Origin of the sequence: Algibacillus agarilyticus (assembly GCF_003286125.1) — a bacterium.
Classification (GTDB): Bacteria; Pseudomonadota; Gammaproteobacteria; order Enterobacterales; family Alteromonadaceae; genus Algibacillus; species Algibacillus agarilyticus.
In genome coordinates, this window is sequence record NZ_QMED01000006.1 from 24,942 (window position 1) to 45,885 (window position 20,944).

A 20,944-nucleotide genomic window follows, 5' to 3' on the forward strand; every position below is an offset into this window, starting at 1 on the left:
AATAAAGCATAATTAAGGTTTTAATTCCGAGCTAAGCTTATATAATAGTGTTATTACATCTTAAACAAATTAATCATGTCTGATCATAATATAGAACTTAAAAAAGCCGGTCTGAAAGTAACGCTACCGCGTGTAAAAATTTTAGAGATGTTACAAGAACCTGAGCATCAGCATATCAGTGCTGAAGATTTATATAAAATCTTATTAGATAAGGGTGAAGAAATCGGGTTAGCAACTGTTTACCGTGTCTTGAATCAATTTGATGACGCGGGCATTGTAAGTCGACATCATTTTGAAGGTGGAAAATCCGTTTTCGAATTAAGCGAGAAAAAACATCATGATCATTTAGTTTGCTTGAAGTGCGGCAAAGTAATTGAATTTACCGATGATGTAATTGAAGATCGCCAAGATATGGTTGCAGAAAAGCACGGTATTGAGCTAACAGCGCATAGCCTTTATTTATATGGTGTTTGTAAAGATAAAACCAATTGTAACTAATTTAATGGTTAACACCCCCCACAAAAAAACCGATGTTTAACATCGGTTTTTTTATATCTTATTTTACACTAAGGGCGTTATACCAATTCATCATACGTAGTAAAATGAGTTTGTTCTTCTAAAATAATGATAAAAAACACTTGGCTATTATATATGGTAAGTATTAATTAATTGCAGGCTAGCGAGTGAATGCACCGGCTCAGCCTTTAACCCTAACGGTAAGCCCATCAATAAAGTGACAAACCATAAACAACATAGATTTCATGTATTTGCTGTAGGCACAAAAAAAGCGCTAAAAAGCGCTTTTTTAATAGATACTTTTTATATAAAAGTATAGATGCTAAACCAGAGCAAGCAATATACCGGCTGCAACAGCAGAACCAAGTACACCTGCCACATTGGGTCCCATTGCATGCATTAGTAAGAAGTTATGCGGGTTGGACTCTAACCCAACCTTATTAACAACTCGAGCAGCCATTGGAACGGCAGATACCCCCGCAGCACCAATTAATGGATTAATTTTACCACCCGATAAGCGGCTCATTAACTTAGCCATTAATACACCACAAGCTGTACCAATACCAAATGCAACCGCACCTAGCGCTAAAATGCCTAATGTCTCAACCGTTAAGAATTGATCAGCTGATAATTTAGAACCAACCGCTAAACCAAGGAAGATAGTAACAATATTGATCATCTCATTTTGAGCTGTTTTACTTAAACGATCAACCACACCACATTCACGCATTAAGTTACCTAAACAGAAACAACCGACGAGAGGTGTTGCTGAAGGTAAGAATAAAATAGCCGCAAATAATACCATCAACGGGAATATGATTTTTTCACGTTGTGATACAGGGCGTAACTGTTCCATTTGGATTTGACGTTCTTCATTATTCGTTAATGCCTTCATGATAGGCGGCTGAATAATCGGTACCAATGCCATATATGAATAAGCAGCAACCGCTATCGCACCTAATAACTCAGGCGCAAGTTTAGATGCTAAGAATATGGCGGTAGGCCCATCAGCACCACCAATAATGGCGATGGCGGCTGCATCCGCTAATGTGAATTCAAAACCTGGAATGAGGTTTAATAAAATTGCACCAAATAACGTAGCAAAAATACCAAATTGCGCTGCAGCACCTAATAATAACATTTTAGGATTAGCAATTAGTGCACTGAAATCAGTCATAGCACCAACGCCCATAAATATTAATAACGGAAATACACCCGTTTCAATACCTATGTAGTATATGTAGTGTAATAAACCGCCGGCATCGGTAAAACCAGCCAACGGAATGTTAGTGAGTAACGCACCAAAACCAATAGGTAATAATAGTAGCGGCTCAAATTTTTTAACGATGGCTAAATATAATAAACCGAAACCAACGGTCATCATAATCACTTGGCCTAGCACAAAATTAGCTAGACCCGTTGATTGCCATAATGTCATTAACCCTTCCATCAATATGCCTCTTAGGAAAACGTTATAACAGGGTCGCCTGCCGAAACAGAATCACCCTCTTTGATATGAACTTGAGTGATCACGCCATCTTTAACAGCACGAATTTCAGTTTCCATCTTCATAGCTTCCATGATGATAACGACATCACCGGCACCAATTTCTTGACCGTCAGAGACAAGCACTTTGAATATATTGCCAGAAAGCGGAGCATTTAATGTTTCATTACCTTCAACAGATGCAGACTGTGGCAATACATCAGTAACCGATGCAGGTGTAATGTTAGAGATTGTGCCACTTGGCGCAACTTCAACATGAAACAATTTACCATCAACTTTAACATCATAGGCAGCCGGATCTTTTGACGCTGGCGCTTTATCATTTTGATCAATAACAACCGCAGCTTCACCCGTAGGAGCGGGTTCAAACGCATCTGGGTTATTACGATTTTCTAAAAACTTAAGACCAATTTGCGGGAATAAAGCATACGTTAATACGTCATCAACTTGCTCATCGGCTAATTTAATGTCTTTCGCTTTAACTTCATCAAGTAACTCAGCTGTTAACTTGTCTAATTCAGGTTCAATTAAATCAGCAGGACGACATGTAATAGCTTCTGCGCCATCTAAAACACGCGCTTGTAATTCAGCATTAAGCGGCGCTGGAGCAGAACCATATTCGCCTTTAAGCACACCAGACGTTTCTTTAGTAATTGATTTGTAACGCTCACCAGTTAAAACATTCAACACGGCTTGCGTACCTACAATTTGCGATGTAGGGGTTACTAAAGGAATAAAACCTAAATCTTCACGAACACGTGGGATTTCTTTTAATACTTCATCAAGACGATCGGCTGCACCTTGCTCTCGCAATTGGCTTTCCATGTTCGTTAACATGCCACCAGGGACTTGAGCCGTTAAAATACGTGCATCAACACCTTTCAACTCACCTTCAAATTTCGCATATTTTTTACGAACTTCTCTGAAGTAAGTTGCAATCTCTTCCATATCGGTAAGATTGAGGCCAGTATCGCGCTCTGTGCCTTCAACAATAGAAACTAAAGTTTCGGTAGCTGAATGCCCATATGTCATACTCATGCTTGATACAGCAGAATCTAGCATATCAATACCGGCATCAATGGCTTTCATATAGGTTGCAGTGCTTAAACCTGTTGTTGCGTGGCATTGCATAGCAATAGGAACCGATACGGTTTCTTTTAAGCGGCCAACTAATTCTTCAACAACATAAGGTTTTAATAAACCAGCCATGTCTTTAATACAAATTGAGTGAACACCTAAGTCTTCAATTTGACGCGCTAAATCAAGCCACTTGTCCATAGTATGAACAGGACTAACAGTATACGACAATGTACCCTGAGCATGAGCGCCAACATTGACAGCGGCTTTAACCGCAGTTTGTAAATTGCGCACATCATTCATTGCATCAAAAATTCGGAATACATCAACACCATTAGTGTGAGCACGTTCAACGAATTTTGTAACAACATCGTCAGCATAATGACGATAACCTAATAGATTTTGACCACGTAGCAACATTTGTTGACGGGTATTAGGCATGGCTTTTTTAAGCGCGCGAATACGTTCCCATGGATCTTCACCCAAGTAACGAATACATGAATCAAATGTTGCGCCGCCCCAACTTTCAATAGACCAGTAACCGACCTTATCAAGTTTTTCGGCAATCGGAAGCATATCTTCCAAACGGAAGCGAGTGGCGAGTAATGACTGATGAGCATCACGAAGCACAAGCTCTGTTATAGCTAGTGGTTTAGACATAATATTATCTCCTGCTAAAACTTACTTTTGACGATGTTGATGAATGGCAGCTGAAATAGCAGCAGTGATTTTGGCCGATCGGGCTGTATCATTAGTCGAGTTAGGGCGAATAGCTGATTGAACGGGTTTAGTTTCAATCTCTCCACCAAAAAACTTCGACATTAATTCGATACAAATGATTAATAACCCTAAAAAGGCAAATACAACCACCATGCCAACCAACATCAAGTTAGCCGCATCCCCTAATAAATTACTAAGATTTTCCATACCATCATTTCATATTAAAATGCAGAGGCATACATATACATCGCACAAGGGTAAAAATCAAATTTTAGACCCATCAATTAGCTATAATGTATGTACAAACTTATTTGTAAATCACCCCTAACTGAGTCATTTACCGAATAAGCATAAAATATTAACATTTTGTTAATACATGCACTCTGACAGTTGATTAAAGTGTTTCAAACATTGTAAAACGGTGTCTCACCCTTGTATTTCTTTTCGGGTGTTTTTTACACTCATTTTTAATTATTTAACTCTTTATTTGATTTTTGTACGTATAAGAATGTTAATAATAGCAGGTTGGTCTGTATTTAGAAGAGAAAGCATTGAAAATGGACATTAAGATGAAATGGTGCGCGTGGAAGGATTCGAACCTCCGACCGCCTGGTTCGTAGCCAGGAACTCTATCCAGCTGAGCTACACGCGCACATTCATAAAAAAAATTTCGAAAAAATGGTGCGCGTGGAAGGATTCGAACCTCCGACCGCCTGGTTCGTAGCCAGGAACTCTATCCAGCTGAGCTACACGCGCACATTCTTACAAAATTACGAAATGGCGGTGAGGGAGGGATTCGAACCCTCGATAGAGCTACAAACCCTATACTCCCTTAGCAGGGGAGCGCCTTCGGCCGCTCGGCCACCTCACCGTTTCGTGGGGCGCATATTAAAGAAATCTGCGACCAAGTCAACGACTTTTATAAAAAAAAACACTTTTTTTTATCGTTCGCTCAAAACATAATCAATATGAGCAAAGCAACGTTCGATATGATGGTAAATAAACCAATTAAGGCATTATTTACATACACATCAATTTATAACTTTAGCGCAAAATAAAACGACTTACCGACTTTATTATGCATTTTTTAATGATTTTCGAATAATACCTTTACTCGCAAGGGTACTAATGGCATCAAAAGTCGCTTGTTCAATAACATCTTTAGCATATTGAGGCATCGCTTGATGCATTGCTGTCACTAATTCATGATAATACTGAGATGAATTATTTTGTAATAAAGTAATTAAATGGATAATCGCCGGTGTAACTAACATAAAATCAACGTCTAGTTCCTTGTTTCGATAAACAACTAAACAAGTCGCTGTTTCGGGGGCCTCTTGAGGTTGATAATCCAAAGAGATTAAATGCACAGGGTTTTGATATTGTAATGGCCAAATAGCTTCAGAGAGTGTTAATAAGGCCGTGTTAATATCGTCAACATCACACCATTCGTAAGTTTGCGTTTCAATTTTAATTGAAACAGCTAATTCAACCCATTCGTAATGAGCCAATTCAAGCATAAAGTGTGGATCATCAGGAGTAAGCTGGTATTCACTCGCAATAAAATTAACAAACTCTTCTGCTATATCTAAAAAAATGGGCGAATGACATTGATGTTCCACAAAAAAGCAACGCACAAGCCGTTGCCAATCATATTCACAATAAAGAGATCGCAATACAGGAAAAGCAGAAGATACAAAACCTTCGATATTATTAAAAAATAAATCGCGGTAAATAGCCATACGTCGATCATCAATGCCAACAGGCGCTTTAGAATTATCTGGATCTTTTATATGTTCAGCAAACTCATGCTGTAGATTTTGAAACATATACAGCCTCTTTATTTATATTGCATTTGTATGCTATTAATTTTTTTAAGCTCACGACACAACATTTCAGTTGCCGGGATATTAAAATCACGTTCAAGTAAAGTCGGAAACAGACCATGTTGCTGATAAGCCAAATCAAGCAACTGCCAAACAGGCTCAATAACATCGGCTCCGTGTGTATCAACCATTAAATCAGCCGCTTCTTCGTAATGCCCAGCGATGTGTCCATAAGCGATACGCTCTGTTGGCATCGCATTAAGAAAAGCTTTAGCATCATAACCATGATTGATCGAGTTTACATATATGTTATTTACATCGAGTAATAACTGGCAATCAGCTTGCTCTAATACAGCCAGTGTAAAATCAAGCTCTGTCATTTCTTGGCCGGGTGCGGCATAGTAAGAGACGTTTTCAATAATCAATGGCCGTTCAATAATATCTTGCACTTGCTTAATTCGTTGTACTACGTGTTTCACGGCATCTTGAGTAAAAGGAATAGGCATAAGATCATATAAATGCCCATTCGCAGAGCAATAGCTAAGATGTTCTGAATAAGCAATGATGTTATGGGTATCTAAAAATGCTTTTACCTTTTTAACAAATTCAATATCTAGCGGATCTGGGCTACCAATCGATAAAGATAAACCGTGGCACACAAATTGATTTTTCTCGGTAAGAGAAGCGAATTGTTTGCCAAACTTCCCGCCTAATGTCATCCAATTTTCTGGTGCCACTTCCATAAACCCGACATCACTCGGTACTTGTTGGCAAAACTCACTTAACATGTCGCGACGCAGCCCTAATCCAACCGGGTTAAGATGTTTCAAAACGCTCATATAATAATTCTCTAAAAATAAAAAACGCAGCCATTAGCTGCGTTTAATTTGTGTGGTCAATCAAGCTAAAATAAACTTATTTAGTACCGCCACATTTACCTTCGCCGCACTTGCCTTCTTTCTCGGCTTTGCCGCCACATTTACCTTCGCCGCACTTGCCTTCTTTCTCGGCTTTGCCGCCACATTTACCTTCGCCGCACTTGCCTTCTTTCTCGGCTTTGCCACCACATTTACCTTCGCCGCACTTGCCTTCTTTCTCGGCTTTGCCGCCACACTTACCTTCGCCGCACTTGCCTTCTTTCTCGGCTTTTCCGCCACATTTACCTTCGCCGCACTTACCTTCTTTCTCGGCTTTACCGCCACATTTACCTTCGCCGCACTTGCCTTCTTTCTCGGCTTTACCGCCACACTTACCTTCGCCGCACTTGCCTTCTTTCTCGGCTTTACCACCACATTTGCCTTCGCCGCACTTAGCTTCAGCCATAGATAATTGATAACCCGACGGTAGATCTTGGATCGCAAACGGGGTTGCAGATGCCGACGTTGATAATGCTAATGAACCAACCATAACCGCACCGACTGTTGCTGCAACTGATGTTTTCTTTATTGTATTCATGTGTAAATTCCCTGATAAACTAATTATGTGTTTTGTTATTAATAAGACCTCAACAGTCTTATTTATATTTCATTATTATTTATTTTTTTGTGCTTCTGACCCCACACATAAAAATAATGAGGCCAAAGCCTCATTATTTTAAGTGGTGCATTATAAAGCGATTAAAAAGTAGCAATTACTTTGACATCCGGCGTTACACTATCGCTGCTAATATACCCAATAGCATCTGGCGAAGATTTCACTTTGTTAATCACCTCTGCATCTGAACTTAACGTATCAGGTGGTGAGCCTTTACCGGTAAACACATATTTACCCCAATAAGCATTAATTTGTGCTGCCGATCGCTGTATTACTGATTTTTCAAACTCTTGTCTTACACTATTACCATCCGCCAAATTAAACGGTGTAATATCGCTGCCTGAAGGAAAAGACTTGTCTTTGCCCATAAAAATCCGACTTATTTGTTTTCTATCAAGTGCATCACCCACACTCGGGTTAACAATGACAGCCACCTCTGCAGATACGCTAAAAACAAACAAGCCAATAATTAAAGTTGTTAAACGTTTCATATTAGCCTCCTAAAACATTAAATCGATACCGAAGCGTAATGCCGATACATCAAGGTTTCGATTCTCTTGTTCAAAATTAGTGTATTCCACTTTTAATGCCGCACTATAACTTAAATCATAACGAACACCCAGAGACCATGATTTTGCATCAGATAATTGTGCTATTTCTGCATTGTTAAGTACAGTCTGATCCACTATCGTATTAACAGGCAAGCCACTGGTTGGCTCAACAACGGGTGTACCATTAGCTAACGTTAAAGGAATAGAAAATAACGCAGCGTCATTAGCTTCATCATCGGCTTTTTCAAATGTCGCTAATACAATAAAACGCTCAAAACGGCGGCCTACGGATAAATAAGAACGTTTTTGCACCGCTAATAAAGAATCAGCCACTTCTAATTCTGTATATTCTAGTTCGGCTAGCCAATCGTTATAGTCAATTTTTCCGCCAATCCCAAAAAAAGTACCATCATCTTTTTCAGGCTTCAAATCGTTTTCAGCTTGTGTCAAACCATAAGCTTGTAACAATGTGCTTAATGACCCTAAACTCGCATCAAAAGTAACATCGCCAACAATATAACCGCTGCGTAAGCTCAACCACTCATCATACTCTAAAGTTAAATTGATGCCAGAAAGGCTATCCACATTAATATCTTCACTGGAGTATGACCCCGTAAAGCCTTGTACCATATAATCAAATACAGAGACTTGCCCCGTTTTAACGAGAGATAAGCCTTCATAAGTACTAAAAGGCAAGTTATAAACCAGTTGAGGTGGTTTTACCCAATTATAGGAGAAACCCACATCAAGAAAATCGGAATAACGATAAAAAGGAACACGCAGTTTACCCGCATTTAATTTTAACGTATTGGATATTTGGTAAGTAATATACGCCCATTCCATTTCAACATCAAAATCGTTATTCCCTCTTGCTAAGAGCTGGGTTGTCGCAGATAAGCCTTCGCCTAAATCAGATGAGGCTTGGATCGCAAATAACGACTCAGGTTTAAAACTCAACTCATCTTTATAACCTCTAAGGGTTTGATCACTATCTAAAGCAATCCCCCCAACAACAGATGCAAACCCTCTAAACTCAAGTTCTGCCGCTGCATTAAATGAACACAATAACGCACTGGCTAAAGTGGATAACAGTATCTTATTTTTCATAAATAAACCTATTAGAACGTGATTAGAATTATATTAGGACAATATTAAAATCTAAATTCGGCTTTAAAACGGCTGGTAAATTAAGGCTTTAATTCGTCTTAATTTAGGTATAGCAGAAAAAATTAAAAAAAAAAGCTTGTAACAAATACAAGCTTTTTATACCTCTTTCAGGCGTTGTTACTAACTAAAGGGTCTTTAGTCTTGTAACGGCTTCATGTGAGGGAATAAAATGACATCTTTGATCGTCGGTGAATCACTGAATAACATTACTAAGCGATCAATGCCTATACCCTCACCCGCGGTAGGGGGCAAGCCATATTCAAGCGCAGTCACGTAATCTTCGTCATAATGCATCGCTTCATCATCACCGGCATCTTTTTCTTCAACCTGCTTTTTAAAGCGACCCGCTTGGTCTTCTGCGTCATTTAACTCAGAGAACCCATTCGCTAATTCACGTCCACCAACAAAAAACTCAAAACGGTCAGTGACGAAGGCATTATCGTCGTTGCGGCGAGCTAATGGTGAAACTTCCCATGGATATGCCGTAATGAATGTTGGGTTATCCAGTTTTTCTTCAGCGGTTGCTTCAAAAATTTCGCACAAATATTTACCAGGGCCCCAAGCTGACTGCTTAGGTGAATCTGCAATGCCCACTTGTTTAGCTATCGCTTTTAACGCTTCAAAATTATTCTCAGGATCGTTAATAACCGTTGCATCTAACTCAGGTGCATATTTCAAAATAGCTTCGTTCATCGTTAAACGGGCAAAAGGCTGACCAAAGTCATAATTTTTCTCAGCCGTAACTTCACCATTTTCATCACGAATTGTGTTTTTAACTATCGTTGTGCCTAAAATATCCTGCGCTAAGGTACGCAACATATCTTCAGTTAAATCCATCAAATCATTATAGTCAGCATAAGCTTGATAGAATTCAATCATGGTGAATTCAGGGTTATGGCGCGTGCTTAAGCCTTCATTACGGAAATTGCGATTAATTTCAAAAACACGCTCAAAGCCGCCAACCACTAAACGTTTTAAGTACAATTCTGGTGCGATACGTAAATACATATCAATGTCTAACGCATTATGATGAGTAACAAATGGACGAGCTGTCGCACCGCCAGGTATAACTTGTAACATCGGCGTTTCAACTTCCATGAATCGACGATCAGATAAATAACGACGAATACCACTTACCACTTGTGAGCGGATAGCAAACACGTTACGCGTTTGCTCGTTGATCATTAAATCAATGTAACGTTGACGATATTTGATCTCTTGATCAGCTAAGCCATGATATTTTTCAGGTAACGGACGTAATGACTTGGTTAATAACTCATATTCGGCCATATGAACATATAAGTCACCTTTACCAGATTTACTTAACGCACCTTTAACACCAATAATGTCACCAATATCAAGTTGACCATACTTCTCTTTAAGCGTTTTTTGTACTGTCTTATCAGCATAAGCTTGAATACGGCCCGACATATCTTGTAACGCTAAAAAAGGGCCTCGTTTCGCTAAAATACGACCCGCAATACAAACAACATTCGCTTCAGATGTCAGTTGCTCTTTGTCTTTATCGCCATGAGCAGCTTGTAAATCAGCGGCATAATCTTCACGACGCCATTTATTTGGGTGACCGTTTGCATCACATTGACTACGAATAGCATCTAATTTTGCACGACGCTCTGCAATTAACTTATTTTCATCTTGCTGATTTTGATCAGACATTTTTCATTACCTGTTTAATGCGTGTGACGTGCACACGTCACTGATAGTGTTTAAATTACAAACCTGCTTTTAATGCAGCTTTTAAGAAGGGGTCTAGCGCACCGTCAAGCACTGATTGCGTGTTGCGGTTTTCAACTCCCGTTCGTAAGTCTTTAATTCTTGAATCATCTAATACGTAAGAGCGAATTTGACTGCCCCAGCCGATATCCGACTTCGTATCTTCTAACGATTGTTTTTCAGCATTTTGCTTTTGCATTTCAAGCTCATAAAGTTTAGCTTTAAGCTGCTTCATCGCTTGTGCTTTATTTTTATGTTGTGAGCGATCATTTTGACACTGCACAACGGTATTCGTCGGTAGATGCGTAATACGAACCGCTGAATCGGTACGATTAACGTGTTGCCCACCAGCACCCGATGCGCGGTAGGTATCAATACGTAAATCAGCCGGGTTAATATCGATATCAATATTATCGTCTACTTCAGGGTAAACAAAAGCAGAAGCAAACGATGTGTGTCGTTTGCTGTTTGAATCAAATGGTGATTTACGCACTAAACGATGCACGCCGGTTTCGGTTCTTAGCCAGCCGAATGCATATTCGCCACTAAAACGTATGGTCGCTGATTTAAGTCCGGCGACATCACCCGCTGAAGCTTCAATTAATTCAGTTTTAAAACCATGTGACTCGCCCCAGCGCAAATACATACGCAACAACATTTCACACCAATCTTGCGCTTCTGTACCACCTGAGCCTGATTGCAAGTCAATATAGCCATCGGCAATGTCATGTTCACCACTAAACATTCGCCTAAACTCTAATTCCCCAAGCTGCTCAAGTAACTCGTTTAATTCGTTTTGCGTCTCTTCTAAGGTTTCTTCATCCTGTTCTTCAACCGCCAGTTCAAGTAAACCTTCAACATCATCGATGCCGGTCGTGAGATCGTCGATTGTTTTAACGATCAACTCAAGAGAATTACGCTCTTTACCTAATGCTTGCGCCCGTTCAGGTTCATTCCAAACCTCAGGGCTTTCAAGTTCACGTTCGACCTCTTCTAAACGTTCTTTGCGTTGGTCATAGTCAAAGGTACCCCCTAAGCACTTCAGTGCGCTGGGTTACATCTTTAATTTGCAATTGAATGGGGTTAATTTCGAGCATTTAAGTTTTGATTTCCAAAAAATTCGAAGAAGCTAGTGGCTAGCCGTAAAGCGCGCGATTATAGCTAAACTCAGAACGCTTTTATAGTTTTAGCACCATTATTTACGCTAGAAATAATAAATTTAGTCAAATCGCGATTGCGACACCCAAGTGATTGCAAGATGCATGATTGCACAAGAAATACACCTTTAAAACACACGTTATAAAATGAGAGGGAATGGAGATTTATTTAAAAGCGGAAAAAAGCGATTATACCTCAATCGCTTTGACTAAAAATTGCACGTTAGTTTTACCCCGAAAGGTGTTGGTATCCAGTGTAAAAGCGACTTTGACTTGATGATGGCGATTAGGCTGCCATAATTTTTGGTCATAATTAAACCAAATAGCATCAAAACTCATTCCACTTTGGTGTTGTAATACCAGCTTTAAATGTTTTTCTTTTAAAATTCGCTCGTTTATCACAGTGAAATCGTCGTCAAATATTGGCTCTGCAAAGGCTTGTCCCCACGGCATTGCACGTTTAAGCAATTGTGCCACTTCAACCGTAATGTATTGCTGTGCAATAGCGCCATCCGTTAAGATTTGATTGGCTAAAGCATCTGGCGGTATCAACTCTTTGACAACGGCAGAAAATACACGCTTAAATTCACTGTAATGCGGTTTAGCCACTGACAATCCAGCCGCCATGGCATGTCCACCAAATTTAATAATTAAATGGGGGTAACGGGTATTGATCGATTCAAGTGCGTCACGAATATGAAAACCGACAATTGAGCGACATGAACCTTTGAGTTCATCGTTATCACCTTCTGCAAAAACCACGGTTGGTCGATAATATTGCTCTTTAATCCGTCCTGCGACAATACCAATAACACCTTGGTGCCATGTTTCATCGTACAAACAAATTCCAAACTCATCAGACGAAACATACGTTTTGTCTAACGCAGCGACAGCTTCGACTTGCATGCTAGTTTCGATTTCTCGTCGTTCTTTATTCAGTTCATCTAAACGAGACGCCAGCATGATTGCATTACTATAATCAGGCGCCATTAAACAACTAATACCTAATGTCATATCATCAAGACGACCGGCTGCATTTAAACGTGGCCCTAAAGCAAAACCAAAATCACTTGATACCAAATATTGATGGTCTCGTTCTGCTACCGCTAATAACGCTTTTATACCCGGTCGGCAATGGCCTTGCCGAATACGATTAATGCCTTGCTGAACCAATATACGGTTAACAGAGTCCAGTACGACAACATCAGCGATTGTACCGAGCGCCACTAAATCAAGGTATTCCGCTAAATTAGGTTCAGGAAGATCATGTTGCTTAAAGAAATCGAGTTTTCGTAATGCGGCCCGTAGCGCTAACATTAAATAAAACGCAACCCCGACACCCGCTAATTGTTTACTCGGGAAAGGACAATGAGCTTGGTTAGGATTAACAATCGCATCAGCATTAGGTAAATGGTCACCGGGTAAATGGTGATCTGTCACAATAACTTGAATACCTAATGATTTTGCGCGTTCAACCCCTGCATAGCACGATATACCATTATCCACCGTCATAATAACGTCGGCACCTTGCTCAGCCGCAATATCAACAATAGGTACCGATAAACCATAACCAAAATCAAAACGGTTGGGCACTAAAAAATCAACATTTTGAGCACCAAGTTGACGAAGCGCCATTACACTTAAAGCCGTGCTCGTGGCACCGTCAGCATCAAAGTCACCAACTACAATAATTCGGCGTTTATCGATAATAGCCTGGTGCAAAATAGTGACAGCTTGTTCAATACCAGCAAACTCAGGTTTAGGTAAACTTTTAGCTGAAAGATCAAGTAAAGCGGGGTCATCAAAACCACGGTTTAATAAAACACGTTTAAGTAAAGGATGCAGATGCGACGGTAAAACGTCAGCCTGAATTGGCTGACGTCTAATTATTTGAGCTGACATTAAAAAATTAAGAAGCGGTTAGTATTTTAAGTAAATCTGCCGCGGGTTTATAACCAGGGATCATCGAACCATCTTGTAAAATAATAGCGGGGGTACCGTTTACACCTAACTTACCACCTAATTCATAATGTTTTGACACTGGCGAATCACAACTTTTAGCCACAACAGCACCCGAAGTCTTCGCATTGGTCATTGCGGTTTGCTTTTCATCTGCACACCAAATGCTCACCATGTCATTGTAGGCTTTACTATTTACGCCACCACGTGGAAAAGCAAGGTATCTAACCGTAATACCGGCATTGTTATAATCTGCCATTTCGTTATGTAATTTACGGCAATAACCGCAGCTAATATCGGTAAATACATTGACCACGTATTTTTCATCTTTAGCTTTAAACTCGATCATAGAATCTGAATAATCATTTACAGCAGATTTGCGCTGAACGGATAAAACGCTCTCTGTTTCATTTTTCATGCCTTTGTCCATATTATAAATCGTGCCATGGACTAAAAAATTTCCAGCTTCACTAAAATAAAACAAGCCCTTCTCTGTTGTTACTTGTAATAAACCTTTAACTGGCGAGGGTTCAATATTTTTTGGCATCATACCAATTTTCATAAATTGCTGATGAATATTTTGCTCTGTGGCTTTATCAACAGCTAACGACGAAAAACTTAACGCTAACACGGCAACAGCAGTACTGATTACTTTAAACATAACGGCTTCCAAAAATGAAAATGTGTTTTCAAACAAAACAACAAAAGATAATAAGGTATGTAAGATTAGACCCTAATAAAGGCCTAAAAGTTACAGATTTGTCAAACTAATTGCAAATACTAAAAGCAAAGCCCGTTTATTCAACAAACACAAAAGACGAATACACAACAAATAACGTGAACAACGGCGCTGACTTAATGTTAGCTTCGAGGATGATGTTCGGCATGCACTTGCATTAATCGTTCTTTTGCAACGTGGGTGTAAATTTGTGTCGTAGACAAATCACTATGGCCCAATAAACTTTGCACAACGCGTAAATCAGCGCCGTGATTAACCAAATGCGTGGCAAACGCATGGCGTAAAGTGTGAGGTGATAAATCCGCATTAATACCCGCAACTTTTGCGTAAAACTTAATTCGATACCAAAATGTTTGACGCGTCATTTGCTGAGCTCGAGAACTTAAAAAGACCACGCTTGTTGGGGTTTTCACTAAATTAGGCCGAGCGTACTGAATATACTCACTTAACCAGTTTTGAGCTTCTTGCCCCATCGGCACTAATCTTTCTTTACTGCCTTTCCCGGTGATCCTAACCACACCTTGATTTAAACTAATTTGTTCTAATTGTAATGAAATAAGCTCTGTTACTCGTAAACCACTTGCATATAGCAGCTCTAACATCGCCTTATCTCGTAGTTCAATATCATCTTCTATATTCGGCGCCAGTAATAAAGATTCGACATCTTGCTCAGATAAAAATTTTGGTAACGGTTTTGGCTGTTTAGGGCTTTCAATATTCGCACAAGGGTCGTGTTGTAAAATTTCATTGAGCAAACAAAATTGATACAACTTACGTATGCTTGATAACTTTCGCGCTGCACTACGAGAACCAATATCTTGGGCAAATAAAAAGGAGAGATAATCTCGAACAATTTGATCGGTTACAGCTAATAAAGATAAATCCGCTTTTTGTAAAAATTGCGCAAAATGACTTAAATCACTTCGATAAGCAGCGATGGTATTGTCACTGCGTCCCAGTTCTAACCATAAGTAATCAGTAAACTGGTCGATAAGTGCTTGCTCATCCTGTATGAGTTCAGCCATATTGAGCTCTATCCTGTTTGTTTTACATTTCTAATTGTAAGTTTAATTCATTGCCCAAGTCGGCATGTTGCTTCTCATGCGCAAGTAACCACTGTTTAACATCTATACGGCGGCCTGACTTCCATTGCCCGCTATAACCGCCGATCCCTTGAGCCGCAACAACACGATGACAAGGAACAATAATGGGTATCGGGTTACGACGGCAAGCACCGCCAATTGCTCTAGGGCTGCTTTCTAATACTTTAGCCATCATGCCATAAGTCCAACATTCACCCGAAGGAATTTGACACATTAATTGCCAAACTTTGTTTTGAAACTCGGTACCTTGCATCGCAAGTGGTAAAGCCTGAGGAAAAACACCATGATCAAAATAATGAGCTAAAGCATCAATAGTGCGCACGGTTAATGCGTTCGCATTCGCGATCTTATAGTTAATATCACCTGAAAATATATCAACTCCGGTTACATAATCGGTATCATTGAAAATAGCAATACGTCCGAGAGGCGTCTCTAACAGCGCTTGAGCGATCACATTCATGTTGATCTCCATTTATATTTAACAAATTACGCACGGCTAGCCATTTAATTTTGAGGCAAGCCGTGCTCTTTTGATACAATCTAGCGATTGTAGTTGTCAGGTAACCGAAATGAAAATAGGTTTATTTTATGGTTCGACGACGTGTTATACCGAAATGACAGCTGAAAAAATTCAAGCCTTCATCGGACATGACATCGTCGATATATTTAATATTAAAGATACACCATTAAGTAAAACATCAGAATATGAAATTTTGATCTTGGGTATATCAACTTGGGACTTTGGCGAGTTGCAAGAAGATTGGGAATCACTTTGGGATGATGTGCATCAAATTGATCTCAATAATAAAACCATTGCGATTTACGGTTTGGGTGATCAAGAGGATTACGGAAAATGGTATCAAGATGCCATTGGCATGCTCGATGAAGCTATTGCGCATAATCAAACCAAACGCATCGGCTATTGGCCCAATGAAGGTTATGAGTTTGAAGAGTCAAAAGCATTAACTGAAGATAAGCAATTTTTTGTTGGTTTAGCCTTAGATGATGAAAATCAATATGAAATGTCTGAGCAGCGAATTCAAGATTGGTGCATTCAAATTTTAGAAGAGATAGCTGAAGATTAACCTTTGACGTATCAACAAATTAAAACAAAAAAGCCGATTTTCATCGGCTTTTTTTTATCACATTGTCAGGGCTATTTAATTAAGCCTTAGGCTCAAATAAGTAACCTAAATGCTGATGGAAACGCACTTTAAGTTCTTCTTTTTCTTCAACATATTCAAATTTGTCAGCAAAAGTACGTAACGCGTTTTCAATTTGGCTATAAAACTTGCCATAACCATGATTCGTGCGATTTTCTTTTGTCGCGACAAAAACAAATTGGATCTTGTTGGCTTGCTTAGTGCCATCCCAAGCAAATTGAAAACCGCTTTTATTGTTAGCTGGGTTATATTCCATACGTAACAATTCGCCATCTTCAAATATTTTTTCTTCTTCACTAAAACGAATAATCGGCACTAAACAATTAGCAACAACCGCAGCATTGGTTAATTTTTGCTGTTTGGCCGCGTCAAATAACGTGTCAGTCACTTTTTGATAAAACTCAGCATAAGGTTGCTCTTGTGTTTTATCAATCGCCGCGAGTTGTTTAATACGACGATTAACCGCCATATCAACCACCGCATACGTTAATGGCTCAATACGCTCAGGTAAATCAAAATTATCAACGGCATAGCGATCAGACAAGGCTCTAAATTTATGCGTTTGTGTACCTTTAATGCCTTTATCTTTAGCAAAAACATCAAACGTTAAATGTTGATGATCGCACACTCTTACTCTTGATTTTTCAATACCAACTTGCTCAGCAAATAAAGCGATCGCTTTAGCTACTTTTTGGTGAAATTTAGCGGCGTCAAGGCGAACTGAATCACCATTGGCTAAAAAGATCAGTCTGAATTTTTTAGCGCGTTTAGTCGCATCAAAATACATTTTTTGGCTGTTGTGATAACGAGGGTTGTATAAAAACAGAATTTGCTGGTCTGTTTGTGGCGTAATTTCTTCTTCACAATAACGAACACGAACAAATTTATCGTTCGCAACAAATTTCCCACTCTCGATGCCAAGATCATCGGTAATTTTAAAGAAGATTTCAGCTAACGTTTCATAAAATTGCTGATAAGGTTTATCGCTATCGTTATTGATTTTATCAGCAAATTTTTCAACTAACTCATCTGTCACATTGAAACGAGCTAGCATATATTGATTTTCACGAGCAGACGCTGGTAAATAAACTTTATTTTGGGCGCTGCGTTTTCGGGTTAAAGCCATAATAACATCCGGTTAACATTAAGTTTTTGCAGTATAAACGTTGCAAAGCAAAGTTTACAACCTTATAGACTCAATAATGATTGTAAGAATGAGCAACTATTAAAGTTTATGCCTATTTTTGCTCTTATCTGTTTGGTATTTCTAGTTTATTCCGAAGTTGCTTAAGATTAAACTAACTGTTCTGTGATTGTATTAATCGTTTGATTTACATCAATTGGTTTAGCTAAGTGGGCATTCATGCCGCTATCGATATAAGATTGAATATCATTATTTAATACATTAGCGGTCAATGCAATTATCGGGATCTGAGCATACTCTGCTCCACTATTACGTATCATTTTAGTCGCTTCAACACCATCCATAACTGGCATTTGAATGTCCATCAAAATGATATCGGGCATGGCCTGCTCATTTAAATAATCAAGGCAAGCACTGCCGTTATTAACGATGCAAACCAACGCGCCTTCTTTTTGTAAAAGTGATTGTATAATAATTTGGTTTATTTCATTATCTTCAGCTACCAAAATAGTCAATGACTGCAACCTTAAATGAGTAGGTTTTATTACATCCATTAATTCACGACTCATAACCGATTCAATTTCATTAAATAATAATTTGTGTTCACAAGGTTTTTGTAAGATAGAACTAATACCCAATGCACGAGTATTTTGTTTTATAACATCTGAATTATAAGCCGATAACACAATAACTTTAGGTTGGATCGCAAGTGACATAGCATTCATATGTTTTATAAATTCACCGCCGTCTATTTCAGGCATAGTCCAATCTAACAACACCACTGAAAACTTACGCTCGTTAGACGTCAAAATAGCCAATCCTTCCATCGCCGTTGCACATAAAGTGACATCCGCATTCATATTACTCAAACTTTTTTGATAAATTTTTAGGGCTAAAGGGTTATCATCTATGACCAATATAGCGGGCATACTGGCAAATTTTAAGCGCTCGTCGTTATCATTTTTCGTGATCACTTGATCATTAAGCGCTAATTTCACATTCGCTATAAATTGGCTACCTTGCCCTACTGTACTTTGCACTTCAATATCACCATCCATGGCTTCACATAGCTTTTTGCTAATAGAAAGCCCTAACCCCGTACCACCAAAACGTCGAGTCGTCGAACTGTCAGCTTGTGTAAACGCATCAAATAATCCCTCAATATCGGATTTATTAATACCAATACCGGTATCTTTAATAATAAATTTAAAATCATAAAATTGCTTTTCAGCTGAAAACTCAGAATAGACTTGTGCAGCCAGAACCGAAACATAGACTCCTCCAGATTCAGTAAACTTAACTGCATTGGCACATAAATTTAGCAATACTTGATTTATACGGACAAAATCCCCCATCAAATCGGGGTGGACACTGCTATCAACATCAATTTTAAAGTCGATACCTTTCTCTTTGCAAACCGCATCAAACGAAGCGTGTAAATGATCAACAACACTGTTGATTGAAAAAGGCATGCTTTCTAGTTGAATATTACCCGATTCAATTTTAGAAAAATCAAGAATATCATTAATGATCACCATCAAATGCTTAGCCGACAATTCAATTTTATTTAAGTAATCTTGTTGTTGAGTGGTTAATTTTGTCGCATTTAATAACCGTGATAACCCGATAACCCCATTCATGGGGGTTCTTATTTCATGACTCATATTAGCCAAAAAGTCGGTTTTAGCTTGCGCAGCCGCTTTTACTTGTACCACCATATTATTTAGTTCTTGGTTTTGTGTTAATAAAACCTGAGTTTGACTCGTGACTTTGTTGTTTAAATCGTTTTCTTTTAACATCGCATTGCGCACAAATAATGCAATTAAAAAACTAATTACAATTAAACCAACAACTAGCGCAATGAGCAGAGCATTAACTTGAAGCTTATTTGGCGATTGAAATTCAATAATTAACGACCAATTTAACCCAAGCATTGAAATAGGATAATGGATAGAATCCACATCAAGTGTTTGTTTATCAAATATACTTAACTCACTGGCCAGAATATCATCCACCGATAGCATTTCATTTTCAGGGTAACGGTACTCATTACCTAAATGGTCAACCAACTTAAATTTAATATGATTATCTGTTGTTTGTGATAACACTCGACTAAAAATATCAGACAGCACATTGCCTGACGTGACAAAACCAAGTGGTTTTTTATTAATATCCGTTTCAAGTTGGTAGACGGGGTGCACTAAAAATATATGCGGATGCGGTATCGCGGGTAATGGTTTGGCAATACCGCTGGCAATTATATCCTGGGCTTGTAATGCACTTTGAAAATATTGATATACAGGGCGATCTTTAACGATGACACGGCCTAAAAAAAATGGATTGTTATAAGTGGGATAGTCATAAACAATAGCAGAGACAGGGTCATTTTCAGGCTTAAGCGGTAGCGGTTTGCGAGCTTGATAATCATATTCATAAAAATAGAAATGACTATATTGCCCCTTATTTTTGCGGATTTTATCACGCAACTCCGGTAGCTCGGTTTGAGTTCGATGAATTACCCAGCTTAACCGGCGATTCTCAGGAAAATCGGTGTAAACCAACTTAATTATATTTTCAAACTCTTGATGAGAAACCCAATCCGACGTTGAGAATAAATTGGCTACCGACTTAATTTGTAAAATCCGTCTTTTTAAACCAGCGTCTATATATTGCCCACTCGATAATGCCTGATGCTGCCGGTATTGTAGCCGTTGCTCAAGGTTTTGCTGATGAATTAAACCAAACAAAAATAATGATATCGCTAAGCCCATGGTAAAAATAGAGGCAAAAATCACATTAGGTTTTATCAAAAAATCTTGTTGTAGTTTTGTATGATAGAAAAAATTCACAGAACAGTTCTCAACTTACTCATTATAATTAGTCATAAACAATAGGGTCTGAACATCCGGCATTAATAGGTTTCGAGTATCCGCATTTCAGCATAATTAAAAGTGATAAGTGAGTGTTAACGAAAACACTTATTTTATGCAGATCTAACCTGAACAATAAAAAAGATTCAAGCAACGGCATTACGATAGTGATCTTTCCA

Annotated in this window: 18 protein-coding genes and 3 tRNA genes; 2 read left to right on the top strand and 19 right to left on the bottom strand. The window is 38.8% G+C overall.

The annotated features are described in order from the left end of the window. Positions 1-75 precede the first annotated feature (75 nt). Positions 76-498: a ferric iron uptake transcriptional regulator gene (gene fur / locus DPX34_RS06685; RefSeq protein WP_111977643.1), complete on the top strand. Its 423-nt coding sequence runs from the start codon at positions 76-78 to the stop codon at positions 496-498. A gap of 340 nt (positions 499-838) precedes the next feature. Here fur and DPX34_RS06690 read toward each other — a convergent pair whose 3' ends face one another. From DPX34_RS06690 to DPX34_RS06770, 17 genes are all read right to left on the bottom strand, one after another. After that, on the bottom strand, positions 839-1,966 hold the full coding sequence (locus DPX34_RS06690; RefSeq protein ID WP_111977644.1) for a sodium ion-translocating decarboxylase subunit beta: 1,128 nt from the start codon (positions 1,964-1,966) through the stop codon (positions 839-841). Between the two features lie 11 nt (positions 1,967-1,977). Beyond that, complete coding sequence (gene oadA, locus DPX34_RS06695) at positions 1,978-3,759, bottom strand: sodium-extruding oxaloacetate decarboxylase subunit alpha (protein WP_111977645.1); 1,782 nt, start codon at positions 3,757-3,759, stop codon at positions 1,978-1,980. Between the two features lie 21 nt (positions 3,760-3,780). Beyond that, positions 3,781-4,026 carry an OadG family protein gene (locus DPX34_RS06700; protein ID WP_111977646.1) on the bottom strand — a complete coding sequence of 82 codons (246 nt, stop codon included), beginning with the start codon at positions 4,024-4,026 and terminating at the stop codon, positions 3,781-3,783. Between the two features lie 368 nt (positions 4,027-4,394). Continuing rightward, positions 4,395-4,471 (bottom strand) — tRNA-Arg (locus tag DPX34_RS06705). A gap of 27 nt (positions 4,472-4,498) precedes the next feature. Continuing rightward, a tRNA-Arg gene (locus tag DPX34_RS06710) sits at positions 4,499-4,575 on the bottom strand. A gap of 22 nt (positions 4,576-4,597) precedes the next feature. Further along, a tRNA-Ser gene (locus DPX34_RS06715) sits at positions 4,598-4,690 on the bottom strand. Between the two features lie 205 nt (positions 4,691-4,895). Next, positions 4,896-5,648, bottom strand: a complete 753-nt coding sequence (locus DPX34_RS06720) for an HvfC family RiPP maturation protein (RefSeq protein ID WP_111977647.1) — start codon at positions 5,646-5,648, stop codon at positions 4,896-4,898. A gap of 11 nt (positions 5,649-5,659) precedes the next feature. Then, on the bottom strand, positions 5,660-6,484 hold the full coding sequence (locus DPX34_RS06725; protein WP_111977648.1) for an HvfB family MNIO-type RiPP peptide maturase: 825 nt from the start codon (positions 6,482-6,484) through the stop codon (positions 5,660-5,662). Positions 6,485-6,560: 76 nt separating this feature from the next. Further along, entirely contained in the window at positions 6,561-7,100 is a 540-nt protein-coding gene (locus DPX34_RS06730; protein WP_111977649.1) for an HvfA family oxazolone/thioamide-modified RiPP metallophore, read from the bottom strand. A gap of 161 nt (positions 7,101-7,261) precedes the next feature. Continuing rightward, positions 7,262-7,669 carry a phosphate ABC transporter substrate-binding protein gene (locus DPX34_RS06735; RefSeq protein WP_111977650.1) on the bottom strand — a complete coding sequence of 136 codons (408 nt, stop codon included), beginning with the start codon at positions 7,667-7,669 and terminating at the stop codon, positions 7,262-7,264. Between the two features lie 9 nt (positions 7,670-7,678). Continuing rightward, positions 7,679-8,836 (bottom strand): porin, encoded by a 1,158-nt coding sequence (locus DPX34_RS06740; RefSeq protein ID WP_111977651.1) that lies wholly within the window; start codon positions 8,834-8,836, stop codon positions 7,679-7,681. Between the two features lie 195 nt (positions 8,837-9,031). Further along, positions 9,032-10,573 (bottom strand): lysine--tRNA ligase, encoded by a 1,542-nt coding sequence (lysS, locus tag DPX34_RS06745; protein ID WP_111977652.1) that lies wholly within the window; start codon positions 10,571-10,573, stop codon positions 9,032-9,034. 55 nt (positions 10,574-10,628) lie between these two features. Further along, a protein-coding gene (gene prfB / locus DPX34_RS06750) for a peptide chain release factor 2 (protein ID WP_111977653.1) occupies positions 10,629-11,727 on the bottom strand; the annotation gives its coding sequence in 2 pieces (ribosomal slippage) (positions 10,629-11,651 and positions 11,653-11,727; 1,098 coding nt in all). 249 nt (positions 11,728-11,976) lie between these two features. Beyond that, positions 11,977-13,689: a single-stranded-DNA-specific exonuclease RecJ gene (recJ, locus tag DPX34_RS06755; RefSeq protein ID WP_111977654.1), complete on the bottom strand. Its 1,713-nt coding sequence runs from the start codon at positions 13,687-13,689 to the stop codon at positions 11,977-11,979. Between the two features lie 7 nt (positions 13,690-13,696). Further along, the gene (gene dsbC, locus DPX34_RS06760) at positions 13,697-14,407 is read right to left on the bottom strand and encodes a bifunctional protein-disulfide isomerase/oxidoreductase DsbC (protein ID WP_111977655.1); all 711 of its coding nucleotides are present in this window, start codon (positions 14,405-14,407) and stop codon (positions 13,697-13,699) included. Between the two features lie 200 nt (positions 14,408-14,607). Next, positions 14,608-15,510, bottom strand: coding sequence for a site-specific tyrosine recombinase XerD (gene xerD, locus DPX34_RS06765; RefSeq protein WP_157964640.1), 903 nt, complete (start codon positions 15,508-15,510; stop codon positions 14,608-14,610). 22 nt (positions 15,511-15,532) lie between these two features. Continuing rightward, the gene (locus DPX34_RS06770) at positions 15,533-16,048 is read right to left on the bottom strand and encodes a methylated-DNA--[protein]-cysteine S-methyltransferase (RefSeq protein WP_111977656.1); all 516 of its coding nucleotides are present in this window, start codon (positions 16,046-16,048) and stop codon (positions 15,533-15,535) included. A 109-nt stretch (positions 16,049-16,157) separates the two neighbouring features. Between DPX34_RS06770 and fldB the strand changes: the two genes are divergently transcribed. Beyond that, the gene (gene fldB, locus DPX34_RS06775; RefSeq protein WP_111977657.1) at positions 16,158-16,673 is read left to right on the top strand and encodes a flavodoxin FldB; all 516 of its coding nucleotides are present in this window, start codon (positions 16,158-16,160) and stop codon (positions 16,671-16,673) included. A 79-nt stretch (positions 16,674-16,752) separates the two neighbouring features. On the opposite strand, the gene DPX34_RS06780 is transcribed toward fldB, so the two are convergent. Both DPX34_RS06780 and DPX34_RS06785 read right to left on the bottom strand, forming a co-directional pair. Next, complete coding sequence (locus tag DPX34_RS06780) at positions 16,753-17,877, bottom strand: DUF3083 family protein (RefSeq protein WP_111977658.1); 1,125 nt, start codon at positions 17,875-17,877, stop codon at positions 16,753-16,755. 167 nt (positions 17,878-18,044) lie between these two features. Beyond that, on the bottom strand, positions 18,045-20,744 hold the full coding sequence (locus DPX34_RS06785; RefSeq protein ID WP_111977659.1) for a response regulator: 2,700 nt from the start codon (positions 20,742-20,744) through the stop codon (positions 18,045-18,047). Between the last annotated feature and the right edge of the window lie 200 nt (positions 20,745-20,944).

What these genes read in the sequence shown, in the direction of transcription:
- recJ (WP_111977654.1), bottom strand. Translation starts at nt 13,689, where the DNA reads ATGTCAGCTCAAATAATTAGACGTCAGCCAATTCAGGCTGACGTTTTA.
- oadA (WP_111977645.1), bottom strand. Translation starts at nt 3,759, where the DNA reads ATGTCTAAACCACTAGCTATAACAGAGCTTGTGCTTCGTGATGCTCAT.
- DPX34_RS06690 (WP_111977644.1), bottom strand. Translation starts at nt 1,966, where the DNA reads ATGGAAGGGTTAATGACATTATGGCAATCAACGGGTCTAGCTAATTTT.
- DPX34_RS06770 (WP_111977656.1), bottom strand. Translation starts at nt 16,048, where the DNA reads ATGAATGTGATCGCTCAAGCGCTGTTAGAGACGCCTCTCGGACGTATT.
- DPX34_RS06780 (WP_111977658.1), bottom strand. Translation starts at nt 17,877, where the DNA reads ATGGCTTTAACCCGAAAACGCAGCGCCCAAAATAAAGTTTATTTACCA.
- lysS (WP_111977652.1), bottom strand. Translation starts at nt 10,573, where the DNA reads ATGTCTGATCAAAATCAGCAAGATGAAAATAAGTTAATTGCAGAGCGT.
- DPX34_RS06725 (WP_111977648.1), bottom strand. Translation starts at nt 6,484, where the DNA reads ATGAGCGTTTTGAAACATCTTAACCCGGTTGGATTAGGGCTGCGTCGC.
- DPX34_RS06720 (WP_111977647.1), bottom strand. Translation starts at nt 5,648, where the DNA reads ATGTTTCAAAATCTACAGCATGAGTTTGCTGAACATATAAAAGATCCA.
- fldB (WP_111977657.1), top strand. Translation starts at nt 16,158, where the DNA reads ATGAAAATAGGTTTATTTTATGGTTCGACGACGTGTTATACCGAAATG.
- DPX34_RS06730 (WP_111977649.1), bottom strand. Translation starts at nt 7,100, where the DNA reads ATGAATACAATAAAGAAAACATCAGTTGCAGCAACAGTCGGTGCGGTT.
- DPX34_RS06700 (WP_111977646.1), bottom strand. Translation starts at nt 4,026, where the DNA reads ATGGAAAATCTTAGTAATTTATTAGGGGATGCGGCTAACTTGATGTTG.
- xerD (WP_157964640.1), bottom strand. Translation starts at nt 15,510, where the DNA reads ATGGCTGAACTCATACAGGATGAGCAAGCACTTATCGACCAGTTTACT.
- fur (WP_111977643.1), top strand. Translation starts at nt 76, where the DNA reads ATGTCTGATCATAATATAGAACTTAAAAAAGCCGGTCTGAAAGTAACG.
- dsbC (WP_111977655.1), bottom strand. Translation starts at nt 14,407, where the DNA reads ATGTTTAAAGTAATCAGTACTGCTGTTGCCGTGTTAGCGTTAAGTTTT.
- DPX34_RS06740 (WP_111977651.1), bottom strand. Translation starts at nt 8,836, where the DNA reads ATGAAAAATAAGATACTGTTATCCACTTTAGCCAGTGCGTTATTGTGT.
- DPX34_RS06735 (WP_111977650.1), bottom strand. Translation starts at nt 7,669, where the DNA reads ATGAAACGTTTAACAACTTTAATTATTGGCTTGTTTGTTTTTAGCGTA.